Here is a 23,022-nt window from a genome sequence, read left to right as displayed (position 1 = left end):
TCAATTGCCATGCTCAAGACCCTCGCGGTGGCCAATTACCGCTCGATCAATAAATTGGTGGTGCCCCTGGGCCGCTTGAATCTGGTCACAGGCCCCAACGGCAGCGGCAAGTCCAACCTGTATCGCGCCCTGCGCCTGCTGGCCGAAACCGCCCAGGGCGGGGTGATCAATGCCCTGGCCCGGGAGGGCGGGCTGGACTCGACGTTCTGGGCCGGACCGGAAACCATCAGCCGGCGCATGCACAGCGGCGAAGTGCCGGTGGAGGCCGTCGTGGCCCAAGGCGTCAAACGCTTGCGCCTGGGCTTTGCCGGGGAGGACTTCAGCTATGCCATCTCCCTGGGAATGCCCATTCCGGTTCCCGGCAGCGAGTTCAAACTGGACCCGGAAATCAAGAAGGAATGTATCTGGGCCGGCCCCCTCTACCGCCCGGCCAGCCTGCTGGTGCAACGTTCCGGGCCGATGGTGCGGGCGCGTGAAGGCCGCGCCTGGGATGTGCTGGCCCAGCACACGCCCAACTACCACAGCCTGTTCGATCAGGTGGGTAACCTGCGCGGCTCGCCGGAAGTGTTGCTGCTGCGCGAGAGCATTCGTGGCTGGCGCTTTTATGACCACTTTCGCAGCGATGGGGATGCGCCGGTACGCCAACCGCAATTGGGTACGCGCACGCCGGTCTTGCATCACGACGGTCGGGATCTGGCGGCCGCGTTGCAGACGATTCGGGAAGTGGGCGACGCCGAGGCGTTGCAGCACGCCGTCAGTGATGCATTCCCGGGCGCACGCCTGAGTATCCAACCGTTACAGGGCGGGCGCTTTGCCATCGAGTTTTACCAGGAAGGTCTGCTGCGCCCGTTGTCGGCGGCAGAGCTGTCGGACGGCACCTTGCGCTACCTGCTGCTGATCGCCGCGCTGCTGACGCCACGGCCGCCGACCATGATGGTGCTGAACGAGCCTGAAACCAGCTTGCATCCGGACCTGTTGCCGGCGTTGGCGCGCTTGATCATCCAGGCGTCGGCGCAGTGCCAGGTGTGGGTGGTGTCCCATGCCAGCCGCTTGATTGCGGCGTTGCAGCAGGATCAAGAGTGCAATTCGATTGTGCTGGAGAAGGTGCTGGGGGAGACGCGGATTGTGGGGCAAGGGATGCTGGATGCGCCGGCGTGGCAATGGCCGGAATAGAGGGCGACTGCACAGGCCTCATCGGGGGCAAGCCCCCTCCCACACTGGATTGGGTCCACAGGTTCTGATGTGTGAATGTATTCAAATGTGGGAGGGGGCTTGCCCCCGATAGCTTTATCAGCCCTGCCACTTGCCCCCTTCAACAATCACACTCTCAGGCTTGGTGTCATCGCTCAGCTCTTTACGCACATATTGGTCATAGAGCTTGAGCAAGAACTTCTCTTCACCCAACTTCGCCAGCTCTGCGTTCACCCAGTCGCGCAGTTCGATATTGCCCTTCTTAACCGCCGGGGCAATCGGTGCTTCGTCACCGAGCTTCTGCTCCAGCACGCGGTAGCCGGGGTTCTGCTTGGCCCAGCTGAACAGCACCAGGTTGTCCTGGGCGTAGGCATCGCCACGGCCGGCCGACAGCGCTTGCAGCGACTCGGAGTTTTTCTCGAACTTGAGCAGCTTCCAGTCCGGGTGGTGCTTGGTCAACCAGATGTCGGCGGTGGTGCCGGTGGTGACGATGGTGGTGCGGGTGGCCAGGTCATCCAGGTTCTTGACCGGGCTGTCGTTCGGCACCAGGGCCTGTACCGCGACTTTCAGGTTGGGGTTGGTGAAGTCCACCGCTTCCTTGCGCTCAGGGGTCACGGTCATGTTGGCGAGGATCAGATCGACCTTATCGCTTTGCAGGAATGGGATACGGCTGGCCGGCTCCACGGCGACGAACTCGACTTTGTTTTCATCGCCCAACAGGTCCTTGGCGAATTGGCGGCCGATGTCGGTATCGAAGCCGACGTAGCGGCCGGCTTCGTTGACGAAGCCGAACGGCGGCTTGTCGGTGAAGACGCCGACGATCAGCTTGTCGCGGGCCTTGATCTTGTCGATCGCACTCACCGCGCTGGCGGCAGGTTTGGCAGGCTCTTCGGCCTTCTTGTCGCAGCCGGCCAGTAACGCGACGGCAAACAGTGGCAGCAGTAACTTTTTCATAGCAGCTCCGGTTCCTTGATCTTTCTGGGCAGTGTTGAAACAAAGGAGAACTTCTCCAGGAACTGCTGCGCGCGTGCGGTTTGCGGGTTCGTAAAGAATGCCTCGGGGGTGTTCTGTTCGAGGATGCGACCGGCCTCCATAAACACCACGCGGTCGGCGACGGCGCGGGCGAAGGCCATTTCGTGGGTGACAATCAGCAGGGTCATGCCGTCGCGGGCCAGGTCCTGGATGACTTCCAGCACTTCCTTGACCATTTCCGGGTCGAGGGCGGCGGTGACTTCATCGAACAGCATGACCTGCGGGTTCATGCACAACGAACGGACGATGGCGATGCGTTGCTGCTGGCCGCCGGAAAGCTGGCGTGGAAAGGCGTCGCGCTTGTCGGCCAAGCCCACGCGCGCCAGCAGTTTTTCCGCCTGCTCACGCGCTTCACGCGGGTCGCGCTTTTGCACCTTCAATGGGCCGAGCAGAATGTTGTCGAGCACGCTCATGTGCGGGAACAGGTGGTAGCTCTGGAACACCATGCCGATGTCCTGTCGCACCTGGCGCCAGTCGGTATGCTTGGTCAGCAGCTCGTTGCCGGCGAACCGCAAGTGCCCGCTGTGAGCCACTTCCAAGCCATTGAGGCAGCGCAGCAAGGTGCTTTTGCCGCAACCGCTGGGGCCGAGGATCACCACCACTTCGCCGCTGTGCACACTCAGGTCGATGCCCTTGAGCACCTGCTGTTCGCCGAAGAATTTGTTGAAACCCTGAAACTCGATCAATGCGCTCATGCTTGGGCCCAGCGCCGTTCCAGCACCTTGGAGGCGGCCGACAACGGGTAGCAGATAAAGAAGAAAAACAGGAACAGCGCGCCGTAGATCAACACCGACTCATAGGTGCGCTCGATGATTTGCTGGCCGACCTTGATCACATCCACCACGCCGATCAGCACCGCCAGGGAGCTGGTCTTGATGATCCGCGTGTAGACATTGATGGTCGGCGGCGTCATGCGTTTCAGGGCCTGGGGCAGCAGCACGTAGCCGTACAACTGCGGGCCGGACAGCCCGATCGACAAGCCGGCTTCGCGCTGGCCACGGGGCAGCGAATGCAAGGCGCCGCGCACCACTTCGCCGACTTCACTGGCGCCCCACAACGACAACACCAGCACCGCACACCAGAAACTGGGGATGCTCAGGCCGAAGAAGATCGGCAGGCCGAAAAACAACAGGTACAGCCAGACCAGCACCGGGATGGCGCGAAACAGCTCCAGGTAAACCCGCAGCAGCGCATTGATCAAGCGGTTGTCCAAGGTGCGCAATACGCCATACAACACGCCGCCGACCGTGCTGAAGGCGATGCTCAAGAATGAAATCGACAGGGTTTGCGCAGCGCCCTTGCCCAGTTGCGGCAACGACACCCATAACAATTCAAGACCCGAACTGGCCATGCTGGAGCCTCCTTTCCAAACGGCTGAGCAACAGCGACAACGGCAAGAACAGCAGCACGCAGATCAGCGTCAATACGGCGAGCATTTCGTAGGTCTTGTAGTAGAGCGCGATGTAGCTCTTGGTGGTGTAGAGAATCTCGGGCACCGCCACAGCGGAAACCACCGTGGTCTCCTTGAGCAGAAAGATGAAATTGGCGAACAGCGCCGGCAGGCTGAGGATGCCGGCCTGGGGCAGAATCACATGGCGCAGCAGTTGCCAGTCGGACAGGCCGATGGACTTGCCCGACTCGATCTGTGCCGTTGGCACCGCTTCCACACCGGCGCGCAGCACTTCGGTGAGGTAGGCGCCGCCGAGGAAGGTCATGGTGATAATTGCCGCCCAGAACCCGGAAATATTCAAGCCCAGGGCCGGCAGCGCGAAATACACGAAGAACAATTGAATCAGCAGCGGCGTGTTACGCGCCAGCTCCACATACAGCGCCACCAGCCGCGACAGGTAGGGGGTGCGAAACACCAACAGCGCTGCGTTGATCAGTGCCACCAGCAAGGAGGTGGCAATGGCGATCAGACCCACTTGCAGCGTCACTCCGACCGCTTTCAGAAATGCCGGCAAGGTGCTGAGGATAAAAGCAAAATCGAAGGTCATCTTGAGTCCATGACGCCGCAGGATAATGCGGCGAGCGCTATCCGTTCCGGCGTGGGTAACGTCGGGTAGCGCGAACTTTAAAGGTATAAAAAGCAAACTTTAAATACCGAAATAGCATATTGATATCACCCAAAAAGCTAAGGTCGCCGGGAGGGGGCACACTGAAGATTTACGGTGGAATCAAGATCAAATGTGGGAGGGGGCTTGCCCCCGATAGCAGTCTGTCAGTCAGCTCATGTGTAGCTGACCTGCCGCCATCGGGAGCAAGCCCCCTCCCACCTTTCGATTGCATTCCAAATTTTCAGCAATAAAAAACGCCGGTGCTGTACCAGCCACCGGCGTTGAAACCTTGAAGGGGGTTTTGAGTTACATCAGAACGCCGGCACCACCGCACCGTTGTATTTCTTCTCGATGAAGGCTTTGACTTCCGGGCTGGTCAGGGCCTTGGCCAGTTTCTGGATAGCGTCACTGTCCTTGTTGTCCGGGCGAGCGACCAGGAAGTTCACGTAGGGCGACTTGGCGTCTTCGATGATCAGCGCGTCTTTGGCTGGGTTCAGGCCGGCTTCCAGCGCGTAGTTGGTGTTGATCAGATCCAGGTCAACCTGGTCCAGCACGCGTGGCAGCAGGGCTGATTCCAACTCCTTGAATTTCAGGTTTTTCGGGTTGCTGGCGATGTCTTTCGGCGTGGCCAAGGCATTGGTCGGGTCTTTGAGGGTGATCACACCCGCTTTCTGCAGCAGCAACAGGGCGCGGCCGCTGTTGGAGCCTTCGTTCGGGATAGCCACGGTGGCGCCATCCTTGAGCTCGGAAATATTTTTGATCTTTTTCGAGTAACCGCCGAACGGTTCAACGTGCACACCGACTACGGTCACCAGGTTGGTGCCCTTGCCTTTGTTGAAGTTATCCAGGTACGGCAGGGTCTGGAAGTAGTTGGCGTCCAGACGCTTCTCGGCCACTTGCACGTTCGGTTGTACGTAGTCGGTGAAGACTTTGATCTGCAGGTCTACGCCTTCCTTGGCCAGGGTTGGCTTGACCAGCTCAAGGATTTCGGCGTGCGGGATCGGGGTGGCGGCCACCACCAGTTTCTCGTTGGCCTGGGCGAAGCTGGCAGTCAGGGCAGCCGCCAGTGCGGTAAACAACAGAACCTTTTTCATGCAATGTCCTTCTAACGACCGTTTTTATGTGGAGTGCCAGCGAAGTGCTATCGCGGCGTGGAGTGGACAATACCTAGATTTTTTATTCCCGAACAATATCTTTTATTCACGTTGATATTCCATTTTGCTCATACAGGAAGGTACGCAGCGTCTCCCGTTCGGTGGGACTGGCGTTCGCGAAAATCCGCTGCACCTGCTCCAACGGCGAGCCGGCGGCGGGCAGGTTCAGATGCTCGGGCAGAATCTCATCGCCGCTGCTCACCAACAGGGCAAAGTGGATAACGTTTTCCAGCTCGCGGGTATTGCCCGGCCAGCTATGACGTTCCAGCACGCGCTGGGCGGCGTCGCTGATCAGCGGCACCGGCAGTTCCAGGCGCTGGCTGTAGATGCCCAGGAAGTATTCGGCCAGGGACAGGATGTCGCCGACCCGCTCGCGCAATGCCGGCAGGTCCAATTGACCTTCGCTCAGATAATGGAACAGGCGCTCATGGAACTTGCCCGCTGCCACCGCCTGGGCCAGGTCGATGCTGGTGGCGGCCACCAGGCGCACGTCCACCGGGCTGGGTTGGTGTGCGCCAACGCGGGTGACTTCGTGGTTTTCCAGGGCGGCGAGTAATTTGACCTGGATCGGTAAAGGTAAGTCGCCGATTTCGTCCAGGTACAACGTGCCGCCGTTGGCCGAACCGAACCACCCCGCCCGGCTGCTCGCCGCGCCGCTGTGGCTGCCGGCGGCATAGCCGAACAGCTCCGCGTCGGCGTAAGTCGGGCTGATCGCGCCGCAATTGACCGACACAAACAAGCCCGAGCGATCACTGCCACGGTGAATATGCCGCGCCAGCAGCTCTTTGCCGCTACCGGTCTCGCCGCGAATCAACACGGGCAGCGCACGCGGTGCGAGATTTTCCAGGTCTTCGCGCAGTTGCCGCGAACGAGGGTCGACGAACACCAGTGCCTTGGCGCGGATGCTCAGCGGGCTTTTTTCGGCATCGGGAAAGGTCAGCAAGGGCTGGCCGTAGGTTTCATGCAGACTCATGGCAGGCTCCCGCCCCATCCACTCAGGGACGGGGCGTTGAAATGTTTTATGCACGGCGCCGAGCGTGATGCTCGAGGCGATTTTGCAGGCGATAGAGGTAGGCGAAACCCTGTTCCCAACGCTGATGCCCGGACTTCACATTGATATGCCCGGCACCCGACAGGATGCCGGCTTCGGCGCCCCACTGGCGCGCCAGCTCCAACGCCCGTGGCGCGCTGACGGCGCTGTCGTTGTCGGAACTGACCACTTGGCTGGGAAACGGCAACAGGTCGGTAGGAATCGGCGCGAAGTTGCGCAGGGCGGGGGCGCAGGCCGGACGTTCAACATCCGCCGGGGCCACCAGCAAGGCACCGCGCACCTGGCGCAGAAAATTCACAGGCGCGGTAGCCGCCCAATGCGCCACGGTGATGCAGCCCAGGCTATGGGCGATCAGAATCACCGGCGTGCTGTCGGCGGCGATGGCCTCGGCCAACGCCGCCACCCAATCTTCGCGGCGCGGGGTCAGCCAGTCATCCTGCTCCACGCGCGCACTGTTGGGCAGGCTGTTCTGCCAGTGACTTTGCCAATGATCTTCTGGCGATCCTTGCCAGCCCGGCACGATCAGGTAACGAATCGATTCGCTGTGCATGGGTGTGCCCTCCTGCAGCGTTTAACGTTGCTGACCAGTATAGGGACGCGGTTTATATTCGTTAAGGAATAAGAAGCTATTTATTAATAACCAAAATCTCAATCCCGCATCCGGTCAAAATGTGGGAGGGGGCTTGCCCCCGATAGCATTCTGTCAGTCAGCACATCTGATACTGATACACCGCTATCGGGGGCAAGCCCCCTCCCACATTTACCTCATCGGCCATACATAAAAAAAAGGCCGCACCCTGCCAAGGAAACGGCCCAAAAATCGTCGCGGCTTTGTTGCGATTAACGTGCGGTAATCACCGACAACTTCGTAATCCCCGCGCGCTCGATAGACGCCATGGCTCGCGCCACTTCGCCGTAGTTCACACCATCGTCAGCCTGCAGTTGCACCCGCACATCGGGGTCCTTGGCCTTGGCCGCCTGCAGGTTGAATTCCAGCAGGTCCGGCTGGATTTCGTCCTTGTTGATAAACAGCTTGCCGGCACCGTCGATGCTCACCACCAGCGGGTCTTTCTGCTCGACCGGGGCCACGGCCTCGGTCTTGGGCAAGTTGATCGGAATCGCATTGGTGAGCAGCGGCGCGGTGACGATAAACACCACCAGCAGCACCAGCATCACGTCCACCAGCGGCGTGACGTTGATCTCGCTCAGCACCTCATCGCTGTCTTGGGTGGAAAAGGCCATGTCAGGACGCCTCCTTCACTTTTTGCGGGGTGCCGGCGCTGGCTTTGGTCAGCGCGGGATGCAGCAGCACGCGGAATGCGTTTTTCTGCGCGAGGCTGTAGAAGTCGTGGGCAAAGTCGTCCAGATCGGCAGCCGTCAGCTTCAGGCGACGCAGGAAATAGTTGTAGACCAGCACCGCCGGCACCGCGACGGCAATCCCCACACCCGTCGCGACCAGCGCCGCACCGATAGGCCCCGCCACCGTTTCAAGGCTGGCCGAACCGGCAGCGCTGATGCCCTTGAGCGCTTCCATGATGCCCCACACGGTGCCGAACAAGCCGATAAACGGCGAGGTGCTGCCGATACTGGCGACTACGGCCAGGCCGGTCTCCAGGGAGCGGCGTTCACGCACGATTTGCTGGCGCAGGGCACGCTCGAGGCGGTCTTGATGATTGATAGCCTGGCTCAGGTCAGCCGCGTGCTGGGTATCGCCGACCTGGATCGCGGCGTAACCGGCATGGGCTACTCGGGCCGCCGCGCCCGGTTGGGTTTCGGTCAATTCGGCGGCGGCGTCCAGGCTTGAGGCAGCCCAGAATTTTTTATGAAACCGGCGATCCTGGGCCTTGAGGCGCCCGAATTGCACGCCCTTCAATAACGCCAAGCCCCAGGTGGCGACCGAAAAGACCACCAACAGCCAGATCACCGCGCTTTCAATGGATTCAAGTGGAGATGCCAAAGCCATGATGTGTTCCCTCTGTGCAACTGAATAATTAATGGATCTTGAAATCGATCGGCACGCTGACCCAGCCGTCCTGGGCCACGTCACCCTGCTTGGCTGGCACGAAGCTCCAACGCTTCACGGCGGCCAATGCGGCGTCATCGAGTTGCTGGCGACCGCTGCTTTTCTGCAGCTGGATTTCACCCGGTTTGCCGCTGGCCAGTACGTGCACCCGCAACAACACGGTGCCCTCCCAGCCGCGACGCTGGGCCAGCGACGGGTATTCCGGCGCCGGGTTCTTCAGGTACGCGGCGTTGGCCGAAGCGGGCGTTACCGGGGCCGGCGCGGGCGGTGCAACAGGTGCCGGCGGCGCGGGTACAGGCGGCGCTGGCGGCTGTTCGATCGCCTTGGGTACCGGCTTTGGCTCAGGTTTGGGCACGGGCTTGGGTTTGGGTTTAGGAATCGGTTTGGGCGGCGCCGGCTTGGCGGCCAACTCATCCACCACCGGCGGCGGCGGCTCGACCACCGCAGGTGGCGGAGGCACGGGCGGTGGCGGCTCGACCACGGGTGGCGCCGGCCGGGAAAACTCGATGGTCATCGGCGGAATTTCCGGCGGCACCACCGGCAATAGCGGGGTGGGCTTCTGGCTCACCCAATAGATCACCGCGCCGTGCAAGGCCAGCACCAACAAGCCCAGCAGGACTCCTTCGCGTCGGCTGGAAAACCGCTTGGGGGTCTGTTGCAGGCGTAACTGACCCAACGGCGCACGGTGCGGCCGGCCAAGGTCGACCAACTCACCACCCGGTGCCAGGCGCCATTGCGCCTCTTGTGCACTGGCGGCGGTCTGGACATTGCCCATTGATTCACTCCCTACGGCTTTAAGACCAAAAAACCGACAGGCCTGCTTGAAAGGCCGTCGAGGGCTGAATCATCGGGGTTGAGCGCTTATCTCTTAAAGTAATCTTTACAGTTATGGATATATCTAAAGCGAATATAAAAATGGGCCCGCTGCGTCAAGCCCGCGTCTTCCGTGGCTTTGCGCGAAGCGCTTGTTTTTGCATGCGTTTACGGCATACAAAATATTCAGCGAAGGCATGGTTCAAACGGGATTTGCATCGCAACACGCAAGCAACTCACCACGGGCGTGCTCAGGCTGTCGACCCAGCACAACGGCTGGCATACTCCCTGCCTCTTTTTGCACTCCGGCAGGTCCTGCATGACGTTTAACCATTCGATCGCCAGCAAGCTCGCAGGCTGGGGCCTCCTGGTGGTCCTGGGACTGAACCTGCGGCCCATCCTCAGCTCCATCAGCCCGCTGCTCGGTGAAATTCGCCAAGCCACCGGCCTGAGCTTTCAGAGCAGTGCCTTGCTCACCAGCTTGCCGGTGGTGTGCATGGGGTTGGTGGCGCTGGTGGGCGTGAGGGTCGAAGCGCGATTGGGTGAACGGCGCGGTATTGCTCTGGGTTTAGTGATGATTCTGCTGGCGTGCCTGGCGCGCTGGCTGATGGGCCAGGCCTCGGCGCTGTTGGTCACGGCATTGCTCGGCGGCGCGGGCGTAGCGCTGATCCAGGCGTTGGTGCCGGCGATGATCAAGCGCGAATTTCAGCACCGCGTGCCGGTGGCGATGGGTGTGTATTCGGCGTCGCTGATGGCCGGTGGAGGGCTGGCGGCGCTGCTCAGCCCGGTGGTAGCCACGTATTTCCAGCAATGGCAGGCGGGCCTGGGCGTGTGGCTGTTGCCAGCGTTGGGGGCGTTGTTGCTATGGGCAGGGTTACCGCTGGGCGCCGCCCGAAATACACAGGTTGCCCCGGCCTTCAAAGGCCTGCGCAACCGCCGCGCGTGGCTGCTGGCGCTGTATTTCGGCCTGGTCAATTGCGGCTACATGAGCATGGTGGCCTGGCTGCCCGCCTACTATCAGCAACTGGGTTGGGGCGTGCTGCCCAGCGGCTCGTTGCTGGCGTTCATGACCATTTTTCAAGTCATCGCCGCGCTGCTGATGCCGGTACTGGCGCAACGTGGGATCGACCGTCGCCCGCTGCTCGCCATCAGCCTGTTGGCGCAAATCCTCGGCTACCTCGGCCTGATCATCGCGCCCACCGCATTCCCCCACCTGTGGGTGGCCTTGTGCGGGTTCGGCCTGGGTGCGTGCTTCGCCCTGAGCCTGCTGCTGACCCTCGACCATCACCGCGACCCACGCCAGGCCGGGCAACTGGCGGCCTTCGTACAAGGCGTGGGCTTTTTGATCAATGCTGTTTCGCCGTGGTTGACCGGCTGGTTGCGCGAGCTTACCGGCCACTTCATCAGCGCCTGGGTCGTGCTCACGGTAACGGCGGTGGCGATGCTGCTGGTGACGCGGGTGTTCAGCCCGGCCACCTATCGCACCGGGCTAGAAGTCGTAGCGCCCGGTCACGCCTAGGGTACGCGGCGTGCCCAGCAGGCCTTCGTAACCGCCGTTGCCGCCGGTCCACAGGGTGGTGTAGTAGGTTTTGTCGAAGGCGTTTTTCAGCCACAACGACACATCCCACTGGCCTTGCTCGTAGTTGCCGCGCAGGCCAGTGGAGAGGTTGACCAGCGCATAGGCGGGGATCTGCCCGTAGTCGGAGTCTTCCACGGTGCCCACCGCCTTGGAGCGGAAGGCATAACTGGCGGTGACGTAGGGTTCAAAGCCGTTATCCAAGTTCCACTTGTACTCGCCGTTGGCATTGGCAATCCATTTCGACGCGCCCACCACCTGGTGCCCGGTCAAGTCGCAGGACGCCGGCGCACCGGGGCGCAGGCTGACTTCCGGCGGGCATGGCGCGTCCTTGTAAGACAGGTAACTCACGTCGTTGAACGACCCGTTGATGTTCAGCGTCAGGCCCTTGATCGGCACCAGGGTGCTTTCCACTTCAACGCCCCGCGAGCGCACGGAGCCGGCGTTGGTGAGGTATTGCACCCGGTTGTCCTGATCGTAAGCGTTGGTCTGGTAGCCGTTGACCTGGGTCCAGAACAGGTTGGCATTGAGCTGCAGGCGTCGATCCCACAACGTGCTCTTGAAACCCAACTCGGCATTGTTGGCCCGCTCGGTGCCGATCAGCAGCGAGTCGGCCCCGGCCGTCGGCGCCGAGCCCACCGCCAGGTTGACGCCACCGGACTTCTCGCCGTGGGACAGCGTCGCGTAGCCCAGCAGGTTGTCGTTGAAGTGATAACTGAGGTTGAGCAGCCCCGACGGCGTGGCGCTGTATTGCGTCAGGTCACCCGAGTCATACGCCCCGGCACGCCCGCGCCGCGCCGTGGCAGCCGCGCCGCTGACTGCAGCACCGCCGAGCGGGGCATTGCGTGTCACCCAGGCACTTTTTTCTTCGTAGGTGCCGCGCAGGCCAGCGGTGAAATCCAGGCGTTCAGTCAGGTGCCAGGTGCCTTGGGCGAACAGCGCAAAGCTGTCGGTGCGGATGTGCCCGTTGCCGACGCTGCTCACATTATTCAACGCGCCGGTCGGCGTACCGTTCCAGATGTCCGCCTTGGGGCCGTAGTAGGCGAAGGCTTGGTTATCCAGGTCTGAGCCGAAGTAATAGGCGCCGAGCACGTAATCGAAGAACCCGCCCTGGGGTGAAGCCAGGCGAAATTCCTGGGACCACTGTTTGTCTTCCACCGATACGCCGGCGTTATACGAGGCCGGCACGTTAAGCCCGTCATCATTGCGCGGGGTGAAATTCCACCAGCGGTAGGCGCTGACCGACGTCAGGGTGAAATCGCTCGGCAAGGTCCAGTTGGCCTCCAGCGACGTTCCGCCCTGAAACACCGTGACGTGCTGGTCATTGTCCAGATTGACCTTGCGGTGGGTGCCGTCGACCAGCGTGGCGCCCGCTGCGTTGGCCCTGGACTGGTAGAGGTTGGTACCGTTGATGGTCGGCCCGGTGCTGTAGAGCACACGGGTACCGGCGCTGGAATCCTCCTCGTTGTAGTCACCGATCCAGCGCAGGTTGAACGCCTCATTGGGCTTGTACAGCAGTTGCCCGCGAAAGCCCTGGCGCGAACCGCCATTGAGGTCGTGCCCGTCATGCTCGTTCTTGATGTCGCCGTCGCTGCGCGTGCGATAGGCTGAAAAACGCCCTGCCAAGTCATCGGTCAGCGGCCCGGAAATCGTGCCCTTGGTCTGGAAATAACCGTCCTCGCCCAACGAGGTTTCAATGCTGCGCTCCGGGGTGAAACTCGGCGCGCGCGTGCTGATATTGATTACCCCCGCCGTAGTGTTCTTGCCGAACAACGTACCTTGCGGGCCGCGCAGCACCTCGAGCTGCTCGATGTCCATGAGGTCGAACACCGCCATGCCGGGACGGCCGAGGTACACGTTATCGATATACAACCCCACGCTGCCTTCCAGGCCGTCACTGGCCGGGTTGTTGCCCAGGCCGCGAATCGACACGCTGGACTGGCGCGCATGCATATAGGCGACGTTGACGCTGGGCACCAGTTGCTGCAAATCCTGAATCCGGTACACCCGCTGGCTCTCCAGCGCCTGGCCGCCGACCACGCTCATGGGCGTCGGTACCGCCTGGGCGCTTTCGGTGCGCCGGCGGGCCGTGACCGTGACGGTTTCCAGTTGACCACTGGCGCTTTCGCCCGCAGGCGCAGGCTCGGCCGCATGGCTGAGCGTCCAACCGGCACTGCCCGCGAGCAACAGGGCCAAGGGCAGGCGCTTGAGCGTCCAGGGAGAGCAAGGTACAGCGGGCGTGAACAGACTCATGAGCGGCTCCGGAACCCAGGAATATTCAATCTCTGATATTCCTTTGGGTTATTTATTTATGTTTTTACGAACATTTACTGCATAAGAGATAGCCTTTATAAGGAGTCGACCTAATGCATAGCCAATGCATTTCCCGGATATTTTTGATGTGAAAAATGCATATCGACCTGCGCCAGCTTCGCCACTTCATCGCCCTCGCCGAACAACGCAGTTTTGTCGCGGCGGCGTTGACGGTGAACCTGTCGCAATCGGCCTTCAGCCGCAGCATCCAGGCCCTGGAACACAGTGCCGGCTGCCAGTTGGTGGACCGCGGCCGCAAAGACCTGGCGCCGACCAAACAAGGCCAGGTGCTGCTCGAACACGCCCGGCGCCTGGTCAGCGGCGCGCAGCAACTGGCTAACGAAATCAGCCAATTCAATGGCCTCGAGGCGGGCGAACTGCGCTTCGGTTGCGGCCCGGCCCCGGCGGGCGGCTTGATCCCCCGCGCCATCGGCAGTTTTATCGGGCGCTATCCCAAGGCCCGCGTGCAGTTCCAGGTGGACGACTGGGAAAGTCTGAGCAAACGCCTGCTCAGCGAAGAGTTCGAATTCTTCGTCGCCGACACCCGACATTTCGAAGCCAACCCCGACTATCACACCCATCGCCTGCGCGCGCGCCGCTGGTATTTCTGCTGCCGCGTCGGCCACCCCCTCGCCGCCCGCGACAGCGTCAGCGCCGCCGAACTGATGAGCTATCCGCTGGCCGTCACCATCCGCCCACCGAACCTGCGCAAAGTCATCGTCGACCTCAGCGGCCGACCGGATTACCTGCCCAATGTCGAATGCGAAAACGGCTACAGCCTGCTGGGGGTGGTGCTGCGCTCGGACGCCATCGGCATCGTCAGCGCCAACAGCGACGTGCTGCAGATGGCTCGCGGCGAATTGGTGTGCCTGACGATCGACGGCCTGGATGAGAACCTGGAGGAGAGTTACACCCGCTACGGCATCGTCAGCCGCGCGGGGTATCGGTTGTCACCGCTGGCGGAGGCGATGATTGAGCAGATCAAGCAAATAGATGAGTTGGATGAAGATATTTGTACGCTGGAAAATGTCGCTGTGTGAACCGACGCCGTCGGGGGCAAGCTCCATGCATTCACTGCATGAAACCCAGACCCCAAATGCACTTGCCAGCGCCCATCCGAACGGCGAAAAACGTCGCCTGTCCTCCGTTCGGTGAAGCCTCATGTCCAAACCCCAACCCGTGCGCAATGTGCTGTACATCATGTGCGATCAACTACGCCGCGATTACCTGTCGTGCTATGGCCACGCACATTTGCACACCCCCAATATCGACCGCCTCGCCGCTGCCGGCGTGCGTTTCAGCCGTGCCTATACCCAAGGCACCATTTGTGGGCCGTCGCGAATGTCGGCGTACACCGGGCGTTATGTCAGCAGCCATCAGGTGGCGTGGAATGCCGTGCCGCTGCCGCTGGACGAGCTGACTATTGGCGACTATCTGCGCCCCCACGGCATCCGTACTACGCTGGTGGGCAAGACCCACGCCACGCCGAATCTGGATGCGCTGCAACGCGTGAACATTGACCCTGAAAGCGCCCAGGCCGAGCCGCTGAATGAAGTGGGCTTCGACGCCTACTTTCGTCACGACGGCATCTACCCCGACAGCCCGCTGTTCGAGGATAAACGCGAGTCCGCGCCCTACACGCATTACCTGCGCGAGCAGGGCTACAGCGGCAGCAACCCGTGGCATGAATGGGCCAATGCCGCACAAGGTGAAAACGGCGAAGTGCTCAGCGGCTGGCATATGCGCAACGCCGGGTTGCCGGCGCGGGTCGCCGAGCAGCATTCGGAAACCGTCTACACCACCGACCGCGCCATCGACTTCATCCAGGAGCAGGCCGAGCAACCCTGGTGCCTGCACCTGTCCTACATCAAGCCGCACTGGCCCTATATCGCACCGGCGCCGTACCACGCGCTGTACGCCGCCGAGCATGTGCAGGCGCCGATTCAACCGGAGCAGACCAGCGATCACCCGGTGTACCAGGCGTTCCGCCAGCACCAGGAGAGCGTGAATTTCTCTCGCGACGAGGTGCGGCTCACGGTGGTTCCGACCTACATGGGGCTGATCAAACAGATCGACGACCAGCTCGGGCGACTGTTCGATTTCCTGCAAAGCAACGGGCGCTGGGATGACACGCTGATCGTGTTCACCAGCGACCACGGCGACTTCCTCGGCGACCACTTCCTCGGTGAAAAGGAATTTCTGCTGGAGCCTGCCGTGGGCATTCCCTTGATTGTGCGCGACCCGCGCGCCAGTGCCGATAGCAGCCGCGGCTCGGTGGACGCGCGCCTGGTGGAGACCATCGATGCCCTGCCGACCTTCCTCGATGCGCTGGGCCTGCCCGCCGCCGATCACCGCCTGGAAGGCCGCTCGCTGATCCCGCTGCTGCATGGTCAGCCGACCCTTTGGCGCCAGTATGCGATTGCCGAATACGACTACGCCTTCCAGGCCCCGGCCCGCGAGCGCTTGGGCCAGCCGATCGACCGTTGCCGCATGACCATGGTGCGCAGCGAGCGCTGGAAATACCTGGCGTACGACGGCTTTCGCGCGCAGCTGTTCGACCTGGAAAACGACCCGCAGGAAGTGCACGACCTGGGCGCCGATCCGGCCTATGCGCAGGTGCGCGAGACACACGCGGGTTATCTGTTCGAGTGGCTGCGCGCGCTGAAGCGGCGCACCACCATCAGCCACACGGAGATTGAAGTGCGTGGCCAATGGTTTCGCTACGGGGAGCCGGAGGCGGAGAAGGTCGTGCAGATCGGGGTCTGGTAAGGCCTATGATCGTTCCCACGCTCTGCGTGGGAATGCAGCCAGTGACGCTCTGCGTCACCTGTGCGCGGTAGCGGGACGCGGAGCGTCCCAGGAGGCATTCCCACGCGGAGCGTGGGAACGATCATCTCTGTGAATTTAGAGGCCTTTGGTGGTCTGGCTGCGTTGGCCCTGCACACCCACCGGCACATCGCCCTTGAGCGTCACCCGGCGCACGATGCGTTCTTGGGTGCCGTAGTCATCCACCGCGTAATGCTGGGTGGCGCGGTTATCCCAGATGGCCACGTCGCCGCTGTTCCAGCGCCAGCGCACGGTGTTTTCCAGGCGGGTGACGTGGCTTTGCAGCAGGTTGAACAGTTGCGTCGAGTCGGCCTGGGAGTAGCCTTTCAGGCGTTTGACAAAATGCCCCAACAACAGGGTTTTCTCACCACTGACCGGATGCACGCGCACCACCGGGTGCTCGGTTTCATACACCGTCGAGGTGAACACCTTGCGGTACTCCTCAAGCTTCTCCACCGCCACATCCGGCTTGCGCGCGGCGTAGTCGTATTCGTTGCTGTGGATGGCCCACAGGTTATCCGCCAGGGCGCGCAGTTCGACGCTGAGGTCGTTGTAGGCGGCCGCCGTGTTGGCCCAGACGGTGTCGCCGCCGGAGGCTGGCGCCAGCACTGAACGCAGGATCGAGGCTTTCGGGTAGGCGTCGACGAAGGTCACGTCGGTGTGCCAGGAATTGGCGCGCTGGCCGCGGGTGCCGTCCAGCTCCATCAGAAAGCGCGTGCCGTCGCGTACCGGCACAGTCGGGTGCGCAATCGGCTCGCCGAGTAGATGGGCGAAGGCTTCCTGGCTCTGGTCATCGAGGTGCGTTTGCTCGCGAAAGAAGATCACCTTGTACTGCACCAGCGCTTGCTGGATGGCTTCGACCGTGGCGGCATCGAGGTGACCGGACAGTGTGATGCCACGAATCTCGGCGCCGATGCGGCCGGCGACCGGATGAATCTCCAGTGCCTGGGCGATGGGTTGAACAGCTAATGCGGCGTTGCTCATTGTAGTGACCCTCATGTGCCTGCGGATGGTGGAACGCTCGCCGACAACGCTCTATTCATATGCCTTTTAGATCTAGCAATTGAACCATTGCTTCGTTGACGGAATAAGAGCTTGCATTTAAAACCTCAGCTGGGTCGCTCGCAAATGCCTTCGACCTATTTTTCAAATGCCGGGAATGCATATGGATCTTCGTCAGCTGCGCTACTTCATCGCCCTCAACGAACACCGCAGTTTTGTGCGTGCGGCTGACGCCATGGGCATCACGCAACCGGCGTTCAGCCGCAGTATCCAGGGGCTGGAACAGGAGTTTGGCTGCGTGCTGGTGGACCGTGGCCACAAGGACCTGCGCCCGACACCAGAAGGCCAGGTGGTATTGCAACACGCCCTGACCCTGGTGCATGGCGCCGCCTTGCTGAGCAGTGAAGTCACGCGCATGACCAAGCTCGATGCCGGCGACCTGCGCTTCGGCTGCGGCCCGGCGCCGGCGGTGAAGTTGGTGCCGGATGCGGTGGCGCGTTTTATCGGCGCGCACCCGAAAATCCGCACCAGTTTCCAAGTGGATAACTGGGAAAAGCTCAGCCGTGCATTGAGCCGTGAAGAGATCGAATTCTTCATTGCCGACATCCGCCAGTTCGAAGCCGACCCGAACTTCCAGACCCGTGCGCTGACCCCCAAGCGCGGCGTGTTTTTCTGCCGCCCGGGGCACCCGCTGCTGGCCAAGGACAGCCTGTCGACCAACGACATGTTCGACTACCCGCTGGCCGCGCCGCTGATCTCCCAGGGCATTCGCAAACTGCTGGCGAACCTGAGCGGGCGCATGGACTTTTCGCCGAGCATCCAGACCGAACACTTCCCGGCGCTGGTAAAGATTGTGCTGCAGTCCAATGCCATCGGCGTGGGCACCGAAGAAGCGTTCGCCGAGGATATCGCCCGAGGTGCGCTGGTGCTGCTGCACTGGCGCAACCTGCCGCAGAACCTGGAGACCCTGAGTGCGCGGTGCGGGATTGTCAGCCGTACCGGGTCGCGCTTGTCACCGGCGGCCAAGGCGATGATCGAGACGTTGGTGGAAGTAGATCGGCAGGAGGTGAGTGTGGCGGTTTGAAGGGCCTCATCGGGGGCAAGCCCCCTCCCACATTTTGAATGTATTCACAGATCAACTGTGGGAGGGGGCTTGCCCCCGATGCGATACCCCAGACACCACAATACTCAAAGCCCCGCCGCCACCAACCCAGGCGCCACCCAGTCACTCACCTGAAACGACCGGCGAATCAGCTTTTCCCTGGACGCCAAGTCCACTGCATCCTGCAACTTGCCAAGAAACACCGGATCAAGCGTCGCCGGGAAAATCGCGCTGAGCTGCTGGTCTTTCAAATCATTGGTCAGGATCACCGGCGGATAACTGGCCAGCCCCGACACCAGTTCGATGTAAGCCTGCTTGTTGTTGTCATCGGTCAACCATTGCACCGCCTGCTGCTGGGCCTTGAGCAGCTTGGCCACGGCGTCGGGATGCTCATCGACAAACTGTTTGCTGCCCACCAGCACCGCCTGGATGCTGCCGGCACCGCCGAGGTCCTTGGTGGTCAGGGCGATTTCGGCCAGCCCCTTGGCTTGCAGCGCGGTCAGGTTCGAGCCGCCCCAGGTCGCGTCGATCTGCTTGGCGGCCAGCGCCGCACCGGCTGCGTTGAAGTCCAGGTTGATGACTTTCAGGTCTTTCTCGTTCAAGCCCTGGCTGGCCAATGCGCTGTCGAACGACAACTGGCTGGCCGTGCCGCGAAACACCGCGACGCGCTTGCCCTTGAGGTCTTGCAGGGTCTTGATGCCCGAGCCCGGCACCACGCCGAGGTACTGCTTGATGTCCCGTGCCGTTGCACTGAGCAAGCGGGTCTGCAGGCCATTGGAGCGGCCGATGATGGCCGCCAAGTCGCCCAGGTAGGCGAGGTCCACCTGGCCGTTGGCAAAGGCTTCGTTGATCACCGGGCCCGCGCCCTTGAAGTAATTCCACTGAATCGTGATGCCTTGGTCGGCGAAGGCCTTTTCGAAGATCTGCTGTTCGCGCAACACATCGGTGATGCCGCCACCGCTGTGTTGGGTGCCGGCGCTGAGGTCGGGCACGGCAATGCGGATTTCCTTGAGTTCGGCGGCATGCACCAGCCCCGCCAGTGCGGTGCCCGCGAACAGCGTGATCAGACGTTTGAAGGGCAGTTTCATAAGCGCAGCTCCTGGTGGGCGACGGTCGCCGGGAGCTGAAAGTAGGCACAGGCCGATGAAAACTTTAAATACTATAAATTCACTATTTTATAGCTTTTAGCACTATGCGAGCCAAACCGCAGCCTCCAGCGACCTATGCATAAACAGCATCGAAAATATTCTTCGAATGCATTGGATGCGTGTCGAGCGCAGGCTTTAAATGACTTCTCTTATCCCACAATCATCTTGATTACGTTTTTATAAGATCGAAATCACATAACGAAAGGGAGTCCTCAATGGCCCGGAGCGCACGGTTGAGCCCGCCTCTTGCAACGCCCATCCTGCGCTGGCCGTCGTTCAGCCACTGGCTGCTGCCGCTGTCGCTGTTTGCCCTGTGGTGGCTGGCCAGCCGTCAGCAGTGGATGAGCGAACAGATCCTGCCGCCGCCTTCACTGGTCTGGCGCAGCGCGGCGGAACTGGCGGGCGGCGAGTTGTGGAGCCATTTGGCGATCAGCCTGCAACGCTTGTGCTGGGGCTTGCTGGCGGGCATCAGCGCCGGGGCCTTGCTCGGCGCCTGGCTGGGCTTCAGCGCGCGTGCCGAGCGCCTGGTATTTCCGACATTCAGCGCGCTGTCGCAGGTGCCGACCCTGGCGTGGATCCCACTGTTCATGGTGTTTTTCGGCATTGGCGAGACGCTGAAACTGGTGGTGCTGGTCAAGGCCATCGTGGTGCCGGTCACCCTGCATACCCTGGTCGGCGTGCGCGACGCCCAACCGCAGTTGCGTGAGGCTGCGCGGGTGCTGCGCCTGCCCACCCCTCTGCTGATCCGCCGGCTGATCCTGCCCGCCGCCCTGCCGGCGTTCATGGCTGGCGTGCGCCTGGCCCTGGCGGCCGGTTGGACGTCGCTGCTGGCGGTGGAACTGCTCGCCTCCAGCGAAGGCATCGGCTACCTGATGGTGTGGGCGCGCCAGTTATTCATGCTCGATATCGTCTTTGTGTGCATCGTGGTCATCGGCGTGCTGGGCGTGGCGATGGACCGTGGCATCGGCTGGCTGGATCGGCGCTGGGTGCACTGGCCGCACCCGGCAACGGCGCAGATCCGTCGCGGCCCGCGTTACCACGGCTGGCAACGCCTGCAGCCGTGGCTGCTGCCGCTGTTGTTGCTCGCGCTGTGGCAGGTGGCGACGCAACAGGGCTGGGTCGATGCGAATATCCTGGTGAGCCCCTGGACGGTGCTGCACACCACCGCCTCGGGTGTCGCGGATGGCACGCTGTCGGGGGCGCTGGGCAAAAGCCTGGGGCGCACCTTGGGCGGCTTGGTGCTGGGCGGCAGCCTGGGGTTTGCCGTGGGCTTGTGGCTGGGCTTGTCACCGCGCAGTGAACGGGTACTCGGCCCTACCCTCGCCGCGTTGCGCCAGATCGCTATCTTCGCCTGGGTGCCGCTGCTCACGGCCTGGTTTGGTCTGGGGGAGCTGGCCAAGTGGGTGTTTATCGGCCTGGCGGCGTTTTTCCCCTTGTTTGTCGCCACCCAGCGCAGCGTGTTGAACCTGTCACCGCAACTGAGCGAAGCCGCCCAAGTGCTGCGCCTGGACCTGCCCCAACGGCTGCGACGCCTGATCTTGCCCGGCGCGGCAGCGGGAATTTTCGCCGGCCTGCGCCTGAGCCTGATCTACGCCTGGCTGGGCACCATCGGCGCGGAATACTTCATGCCGTCCAACGGCGGTATCGGCAGCCTGATGATCGGCGCCCAACAGCTGCTGCGCATGGACTTGATCATGAGCGGCATGCTGCTGGTCGGCCTTACCGGCGCCACCCTCAACCTTGTCGGCCAACGCCTTGAAACTCGCGCCACCCGCTGGAGACACGCATGAACGCACCAATTGTCAGCTTCAACCACGTGGGCAAGTCTTTCGATGTGGAGGGCTTCGAATTGGAGGCCATCCGTGAGTTCAACCTGCAGATCGCCGAGGGCGAATTCGTTGCGATTGTCGGCTCCAGCGGTTGCGGAAAATCCACGCTGCTGCGCTTGCTGGTGGGGCTGGATACGCAGTTTCGCGGCGAGATTCAGGTGGACGGTAAGCCGGTGAACGGCATCGGTGGCGAACGCGGCATTGTGTTCCAGGAACACCGCTTGTTTCCGTGGCTGACGGTGGCGCAGAACATTGGCCTGGGTCTGGTCAACGAGCCCTTGAGCGAGGCCGAGCGCAGCCGGCGCATCAGCGACTTTATCGAACTGGTGGGCCTGACTGACTTCACCCGCGCCTATCCTCACCAGTTGTCCGGCGGCATGGCGCAACGGGTGGCGATCGCTCGCGGCTTGGTCGCCAGCCCACGAATTCTGCTGCTGGATGAGCCGTTCGGCGCACTGGACGCGCTGACCCGCCAGCAGATGCAGGACGAACTGCTGGCGATCCGCGCCCGCGCCAGTATCACCACGGTGCTGGTGACGCACGACGTGGAGGAAGCGATTTTCCTGGCCGACCGGGTGGTGGTGATGGAGCCCCGACCGGGACGGATCAAGCATGTGGTCGAGATTGCCCTGCCCCATCCACGCCAGCGCAGCAGCTTTGAATTCCACCAGTTGCGCGAAGAGCTGCTGCATGAATTGACCAGCGACGATCACTACCAGCCGCCGGCGCGCGAGCAGATCCGCGACCTGCCGTTGGCATTCATCGCTTGCTGAACGACAGTTCGCTGCGCGGCTGCTCCTGGCGCTCAAGCCGATTGGCCCGCGCAAAGGTGCCCAAATCATTGAAGCGCACACCCATCTCGGCCATGACCTTGTGCGCCACCTTGGCAGTCATCTGGCGAATATAGAACGGCTCCTTCACCACAAAATGGTGGATGCCGTGGGTGCTGCCGAAATTGAAACAGAACGCCTGCAACGGCCACATCCACCAGGGGTTGAGCACCTGGGTCTGCTGGATCACATTGCCCAGCTCCACATCGCCGTAGTAATGCATGTTGGAGCTGACAAAGTGCAGGCAGAAGGTGCGCAGCACGTTGGGGCCGATGATCACCACGGCGGCGATGTCGATCACCTGCATCATCTGCAGCGTCCCGGCTGACCACTCGATGGGCGCGCCCATCAGGCTGGCGATGCCATTGGCGGCATGAAAACCCAGGAACACGTACCACGCGCCCCAATGCAGTAGCGCCAGCGGTGCGTACACCAGCACCACGCGCTTGAGGATGCTGAACCGGTGCCGCCAGGTCTTGGCGCGCAGCAGACGGATGAATGCCGACATCATGTTGTCGCCGACCATCAGCAAGCGCGCGATGCCCCAGGGCTCGCCGTTGGTAATCGCGCGCTCTTCCATATCGGCCTCGGTACCGGAGACCTTGTGATGGTTAAGGTGCAGGTGCCGGCGAATCCATGGGTTGATGGTGCTCGGCCGCGCCAGCCAGACCAGGCCCATCATCAGGTTGTGCGGCACGCGCTGCTTGCGAAAGTACATGCTGTGGATCAGGTCGTGTTCCAGCTCATGGGTGAGTGAGGCGAAGAAGGCGTTGAGCAGCAGGCACACCCACCAGGCCATCTGGCCGCTGATATACAGCGCCGCCGAACCCAGCATGCCGACCAGGGCAAACGCCAGGATGCCCGCGCCCAGGGCGTCCTGATGCAGCAGCCAGGGGTGACGCTGGCGCAATCGCACGCCCTCGGCCAGCACCACCTCACGGATATGCGCCGAACGCTGTTGGGCGTTCATCTGCTGGGGACTTGCACAAGTACCGTCCATGCTTCCATTCTCTAGTGGAGTGATGCCTGCATCCTGCACCCAACCCTAGCGCAGGGCGCTAGCTCCGCACGCCAA

Annotated in this window: 21 protein-coding genes; 7 read left to right on the top strand and 14 right to left on the bottom strand. The window is 62.0% G+C overall.

All coding sequences use genetic code 11. The features are described from left to right. Positions 1-9: 9 nt before the first annotated feature. Positions 10-1,173, top strand: coding sequence for an AAA family ATPase (locus tag C4J90_RS01170; protein ID WP_124413524.1), 1,164 nt, complete (start codon positions 10-12; stop codon positions 1,171-1,173). A gap of 117 nt (positions 1,174-1,290) precedes the next feature. On the opposite strand, the gene C4J90_RS01165 is transcribed toward C4J90_RS01170, so the two are convergent. The 10 genes from C4J90_RS01165 to C4J90_RS01120 form a co-directional block, all read right to left on the bottom strand. Beyond that, entirely contained in the window at positions 1,291-2,145 is an 855-nt protein-coding gene (locus C4J90_RS01165; RefSeq protein WP_124360768.1) for a transporter substrate-binding domain-containing protein, read from the bottom strand. Then, positions 2,142-2,918, bottom strand: coding sequence for an amino acid ABC transporter ATP-binding protein (locus tag C4J90_RS01160; RefSeq protein WP_124419021.1), 777 nt, complete (start codon positions 2,916-2,918; stop codon positions 2,142-2,144). Before C4J90_RS01160 ends, C4J90_RS01165 begins: the two co-directional genes overlap by 4 nt. Next, positions 2,915-3,574 carry an amino acid ABC transporter permease gene (locus C4J90_RS01155; protein WP_124419020.1) on the bottom strand — a complete coding sequence of 220 codons (660 nt, stop codon included), beginning with the start codon at positions 3,572-3,574 and terminating at the stop codon, positions 2,915-2,917. The genes C4J90_RS01160 and C4J90_RS01155 overlap by 4 nt, the downstream gene beginning before the upstream one ends. Further along, positions 3,555-4,220, bottom strand: coding sequence for an amino acid ABC transporter permease (locus C4J90_RS01150; RefSeq protein WP_124365402.1), 666 nt, complete (start codon positions 4,218-4,220; stop codon positions 3,555-3,557). Before C4J90_RS01150 ends, C4J90_RS01155 begins: the two co-directional genes overlap by 20 nt. Positions 4,221-4,591: 371 nt before the next feature. Continuing rightward, positions 4,592-5,374: a MetQ/NlpA family ABC transporter substrate-binding protein gene (locus C4J90_RS01145; protein WP_124360764.1), complete on the bottom strand. Its 783-nt coding sequence runs from the start codon at positions 5,372-5,374 to the stop codon at positions 4,592-4,594. A gap of 106 nt (positions 5,375-5,480) precedes the next feature. Continuing rightward, positions 5,481-6,407: a sigma 54-interacting transcriptional regulator gene (locus C4J90_RS01140; RefSeq protein WP_124419019.1), complete on the bottom strand. Its 927-nt coding sequence runs from the start codon at positions 6,405-6,407 to the stop codon at positions 5,481-5,483. Between the two features lie 46 nt (positions 6,408-6,453). Then, positions 6,454-7,035: an alpha/beta hydrolase gene (locus C4J90_RS01135; protein WP_124419018.1), complete on the bottom strand. Its 582-nt coding sequence runs from the start codon at positions 7,033-7,035 to the stop codon at positions 6,454-6,456. 290 nt (positions 7,036-7,325) lie between these two features. After that, a complete protein-coding gene (locus C4J90_RS01130) occupies positions 7,326-7,727 on the bottom strand; it encodes a biopolymer transporter ExbD (RefSeq protein WP_010565408.1) in 402 nt (133 codons plus the stop codon). Position 7,728: 1 nt separating this feature from the next. Then, positions 7,729-8,451 (bottom strand): MotA/TolQ/ExbB proton channel family protein, encoded by a 723-nt coding sequence (locus tag C4J90_RS01125; RefSeq protein ID WP_124372371.1) that lies wholly within the window; start codon positions 8,449-8,451, stop codon positions 7,729-7,731. A 25-nt stretch (positions 8,452-8,476) separates the two neighbouring features. Beyond that, positions 8,477-9,283 (bottom strand): energy transducer TonB, encoded by an 807-nt coding sequence (locus C4J90_RS01120; RefSeq protein WP_124419017.1) that lies wholly within the window; start codon positions 9,281-9,283, stop codon positions 8,477-8,479. 357 nt (positions 9,284-9,640) lie between these two features. On the opposite strand from C4J90_RS01120, the gene C4J90_RS01115 reads away from it, so the two are divergent. Next, positions 9,641-10,840, top strand: coding sequence for a CynX/NimT family MFS transporter (locus C4J90_RS01115; RefSeq protein WP_124419016.1), 1,200 nt, complete (start codon positions 9,641-9,643; stop codon positions 10,838-10,840). Here C4J90_RS01115 and C4J90_RS01110 read toward each other — a convergent pair. Further along, positions 10,811-13,150: a TonB-dependent receptor gene (locus tag C4J90_RS01110; RefSeq protein WP_124419015.1), complete on the bottom strand. Its 2,340-nt coding sequence runs from the start codon at positions 13,148-13,150 to the stop codon at positions 10,811-10,813. The genes C4J90_RS01115 and C4J90_RS01110 overlap by 30 nt on opposite strands. Before the next feature lie 155 nt (positions 13,151-13,305). On the opposite strand from C4J90_RS01110, the gene C4J90_RS01105 reads away from it, so the two are divergent. Together C4J90_RS01105 and C4J90_RS01100 are read left to right on the top strand one after the other, a co-directional pair. Next, positions 13,306-14,250 carry a LysR family transcriptional regulator gene (locus C4J90_RS01105; protein ID WP_124419014.1) on the top strand — a complete coding sequence of 315 codons (945 nt, stop codon included), beginning with the start codon at positions 13,306-13,308 and terminating at the stop codon, positions 14,248-14,250. A 121-nt stretch (positions 14,251-14,371) separates the two neighbouring features. Beyond that, a complete protein-coding gene (locus C4J90_RS01100; RefSeq protein WP_124419013.1) occupies positions 14,372-15,979 on the top strand; it encodes an alkaline phosphatase family protein in 1,608 nt (535 codons plus the stop codon). A 135-nt stretch (positions 15,980-16,114) separates the two neighbouring features. On the opposite strand, the gene C4J90_RS01090 is transcribed toward C4J90_RS01100, so the two are convergent. Continuing rightward, positions 16,115-17,020: a TauD/TfdA family dioxygenase gene (locus tag C4J90_RS01090; protein ID WP_124365392.1), complete on the bottom strand. Its 906-nt coding sequence runs from the start codon at positions 17,018-17,020 to the stop codon at positions 16,115-16,117. 181 nt (positions 17,021-17,201) lie between these two features. Here C4J90_RS01090 and C4J90_RS01085 point away from each other — a divergent pair, with 181 nt between their 5' ends. Further along, entirely contained in the window at positions 17,202-18,122 is a 921-nt protein-coding gene (locus C4J90_RS01085) for a LysR family transcriptional regulator (protein ID WP_124360754.1), read from the top strand. A 104-nt stretch (positions 18,123-18,226) separates the two neighbouring features. Here the strand turns inward: C4J90_RS01085 and C4J90_RS01080 are convergent, their stop codons facing one another. Continuing rightward, positions 18,227-19,228, bottom strand: coding sequence for an ABC transporter substrate-binding protein (locus C4J90_RS01080; protein ID WP_124360753.1), 1,002 nt, complete (start codon positions 19,226-19,228; stop codon positions 18,227-18,229). 275 nt (positions 19,229-19,503) lie between these two features. Between C4J90_RS01080 and C4J90_RS01075 the strand changes: the two genes are divergently transcribed. Both C4J90_RS01075 and C4J90_RS01070 read left to right on the top strand, forming a co-directional pair. After that, the gene (locus C4J90_RS01075) at positions 19,504-21,078 is read left to right on the top strand and encodes an ABC transporter permease (RefSeq protein ID WP_124419011.1); all 1,575 of its coding nucleotides are present in this window, start codon (positions 19,504-19,506) and stop codon (positions 21,076-21,078) included. Next, entirely contained in the window at positions 21,075-21,890 is an 816-nt protein-coding gene (locus C4J90_RS01070) for an ABC transporter ATP-binding protein (RefSeq protein WP_124419010.1), read from the top strand. The genes C4J90_RS01075 and C4J90_RS01070 overlap by 4 nt, the downstream gene beginning before the upstream one ends. Here C4J90_RS01070 and C4J90_RS01065 read toward each other — a convergent pair. Continuing rightward, complete coding sequence (locus C4J90_RS01065) at positions 21,877-22,947, bottom strand: fatty acid desaturase (protein ID WP_124413513.1); 1,071 nt, start codon at positions 22,945-22,947, stop codon at positions 21,877-21,879. The two genes, C4J90_RS01070 and C4J90_RS01065, sit on opposite strands and share 14 nt — an antisense overlap. Between the last annotated feature and the right edge of the window lie 75 nt (positions 22,948-23,022).

The organism is Pseudomonas sp. R2-60-08W (assembly GCF_003852335.1).
GTDB lineage: Bacteria > Pseudomonadota > Gammaproteobacteria > Pseudomonadales > Pseudomonadaceae > Aquipseudomonas.
Note: the sequence above shows the minus strand (reverse complement) of the source record. Positions and strands in the feature narration are given on the sequence as shown.

Bases quoted from the DNA above. Each gene is read 5' to 3' on its own strand.
- C4J90_RS01170 (WP_124413524.1), top strand. From the start codon at position 10: ATGCTCAAGACCCTCGCGGTGGCCAATTACCGCTCGATCAATAAATTG.
- C4J90_RS01165 (WP_124360768.1), bottom strand. From the start codon at position 2,145: ATGAAAAAGTTACTGCTGCCACTGTTTGCCGTCGCGTTACTGGCCGGC.
- C4J90_RS01160 (WP_124419021.1), bottom strand. From the start codon at position 2,918: ATGAGCGCATTGATCGAGTTTCAGGGTTTCAACAAATTCTTCGGCGAA.
- C4J90_RS01155 (WP_124419020.1), bottom strand. From the start codon at position 3,574: ATGGCCAGTTCGGGTCTTGAATTGTTATGGGTGTCGTTGCCGCAACTG.
- C4J90_RS01150 (WP_124365402.1), bottom strand. From the start codon at position 4,220: ATGACCTTCGATTTTGCTTTTATCCTCAGCACCTTGCCGGCATTTCTG.
- C4J90_RS01145 (WP_124360764.1), bottom strand. From the start codon at position 5,374: ATGAAAAAGGTTCTGTTGTTTACCGCACTGGCGGCTGCCCTGACTGCC.
- C4J90_RS01140 (WP_124419019.1), bottom strand. From the start codon at position 6,407: ATGAGTCTGCATGAAACCTACGGCCAGCCCTTGCTGACCTTTCCCGAT.
- C4J90_RS01135 (WP_124419018.1), bottom strand. From the start codon at position 7,035: ATGCACAGCGAATCGATTCGTTACCTGATCGTGCCGGGCTGGCAAGGA.
- C4J90_RS01130 (WP_010565408.1), bottom strand. From the start codon at position 7,727: ATGGCCTTTTCCACCCAAGACAGCGATGAGGTGCTGAGCGAGATCAAC.
- C4J90_RS01120 (WP_124419017.1), bottom strand. From the start codon at position 9,283: ATGGGCAATGTCCAGACCGCCGCCAGTGCACAAGAGGCGCAATGGCGC.
- C4J90_RS01115 (WP_124419016.1), top strand. From the start codon at position 9,641: ATGACGTTTAACCATTCGATCGCCAGCAAGCTCGCAGGCTGGGGCCTC.
- C4J90_RS01110 (WP_124419015.1), bottom strand. From the start codon at position 13,150: ATGAGTCTGTTCACGCCCGCTGTACCTTGCTCTCCCTGGACGCTCAAG.
- C4J90_RS01105 (WP_124419014.1), top strand. From the start codon at position 13,306: ATGCATATCGACCTGCGCCAGCTTCGCCACTTCATCGCCCTCGCCGAA.
- C4J90_RS01100 (WP_124419013.1), top strand. From the start codon at position 14,372: ATGTCCAAACCCCAACCCGTGCGCAATGTGCTGTACATCATGTGCGAT.
- C4J90_RS01090 (WP_124365392.1), bottom strand. From the start codon at position 17,020: ATGAGCAACGCCGCATTAGCTGTTCAACCCATCGCCCAGGCACTGGAG.
- C4J90_RS01085 (WP_124360754.1), top strand. From the start codon at position 17,202: ATGGATCTTCGTCAGCTGCGCTACTTCATCGCCCTCAACGAACACCGC.
- C4J90_RS01080 (WP_124360753.1), bottom strand. From the start codon at position 19,228: ATGAAACTGCCCTTCAAACGTCTGATCACGCTGTTCGCGGGCACCGCA.
- C4J90_RS01075 (WP_124419011.1), top strand. From the start codon at position 19,504: ATGGCCCGGAGCGCACGGTTGAGCCCGCCTCTTGCAACGCCCATCCTG.
- C4J90_RS01070 (WP_124419010.1), top strand. From the start codon at position 21,075: ATGAACGCACCAATTGTCAGCTTCAACCACGTGGGCAAGTCTTTCGAT.
- C4J90_RS01065 (WP_124413513.1), bottom strand. From the start codon at position 22,947: ATGGACGGTACTTGTGCAAGTCCCCAGCAGATGAACGCCCAACAGCGT.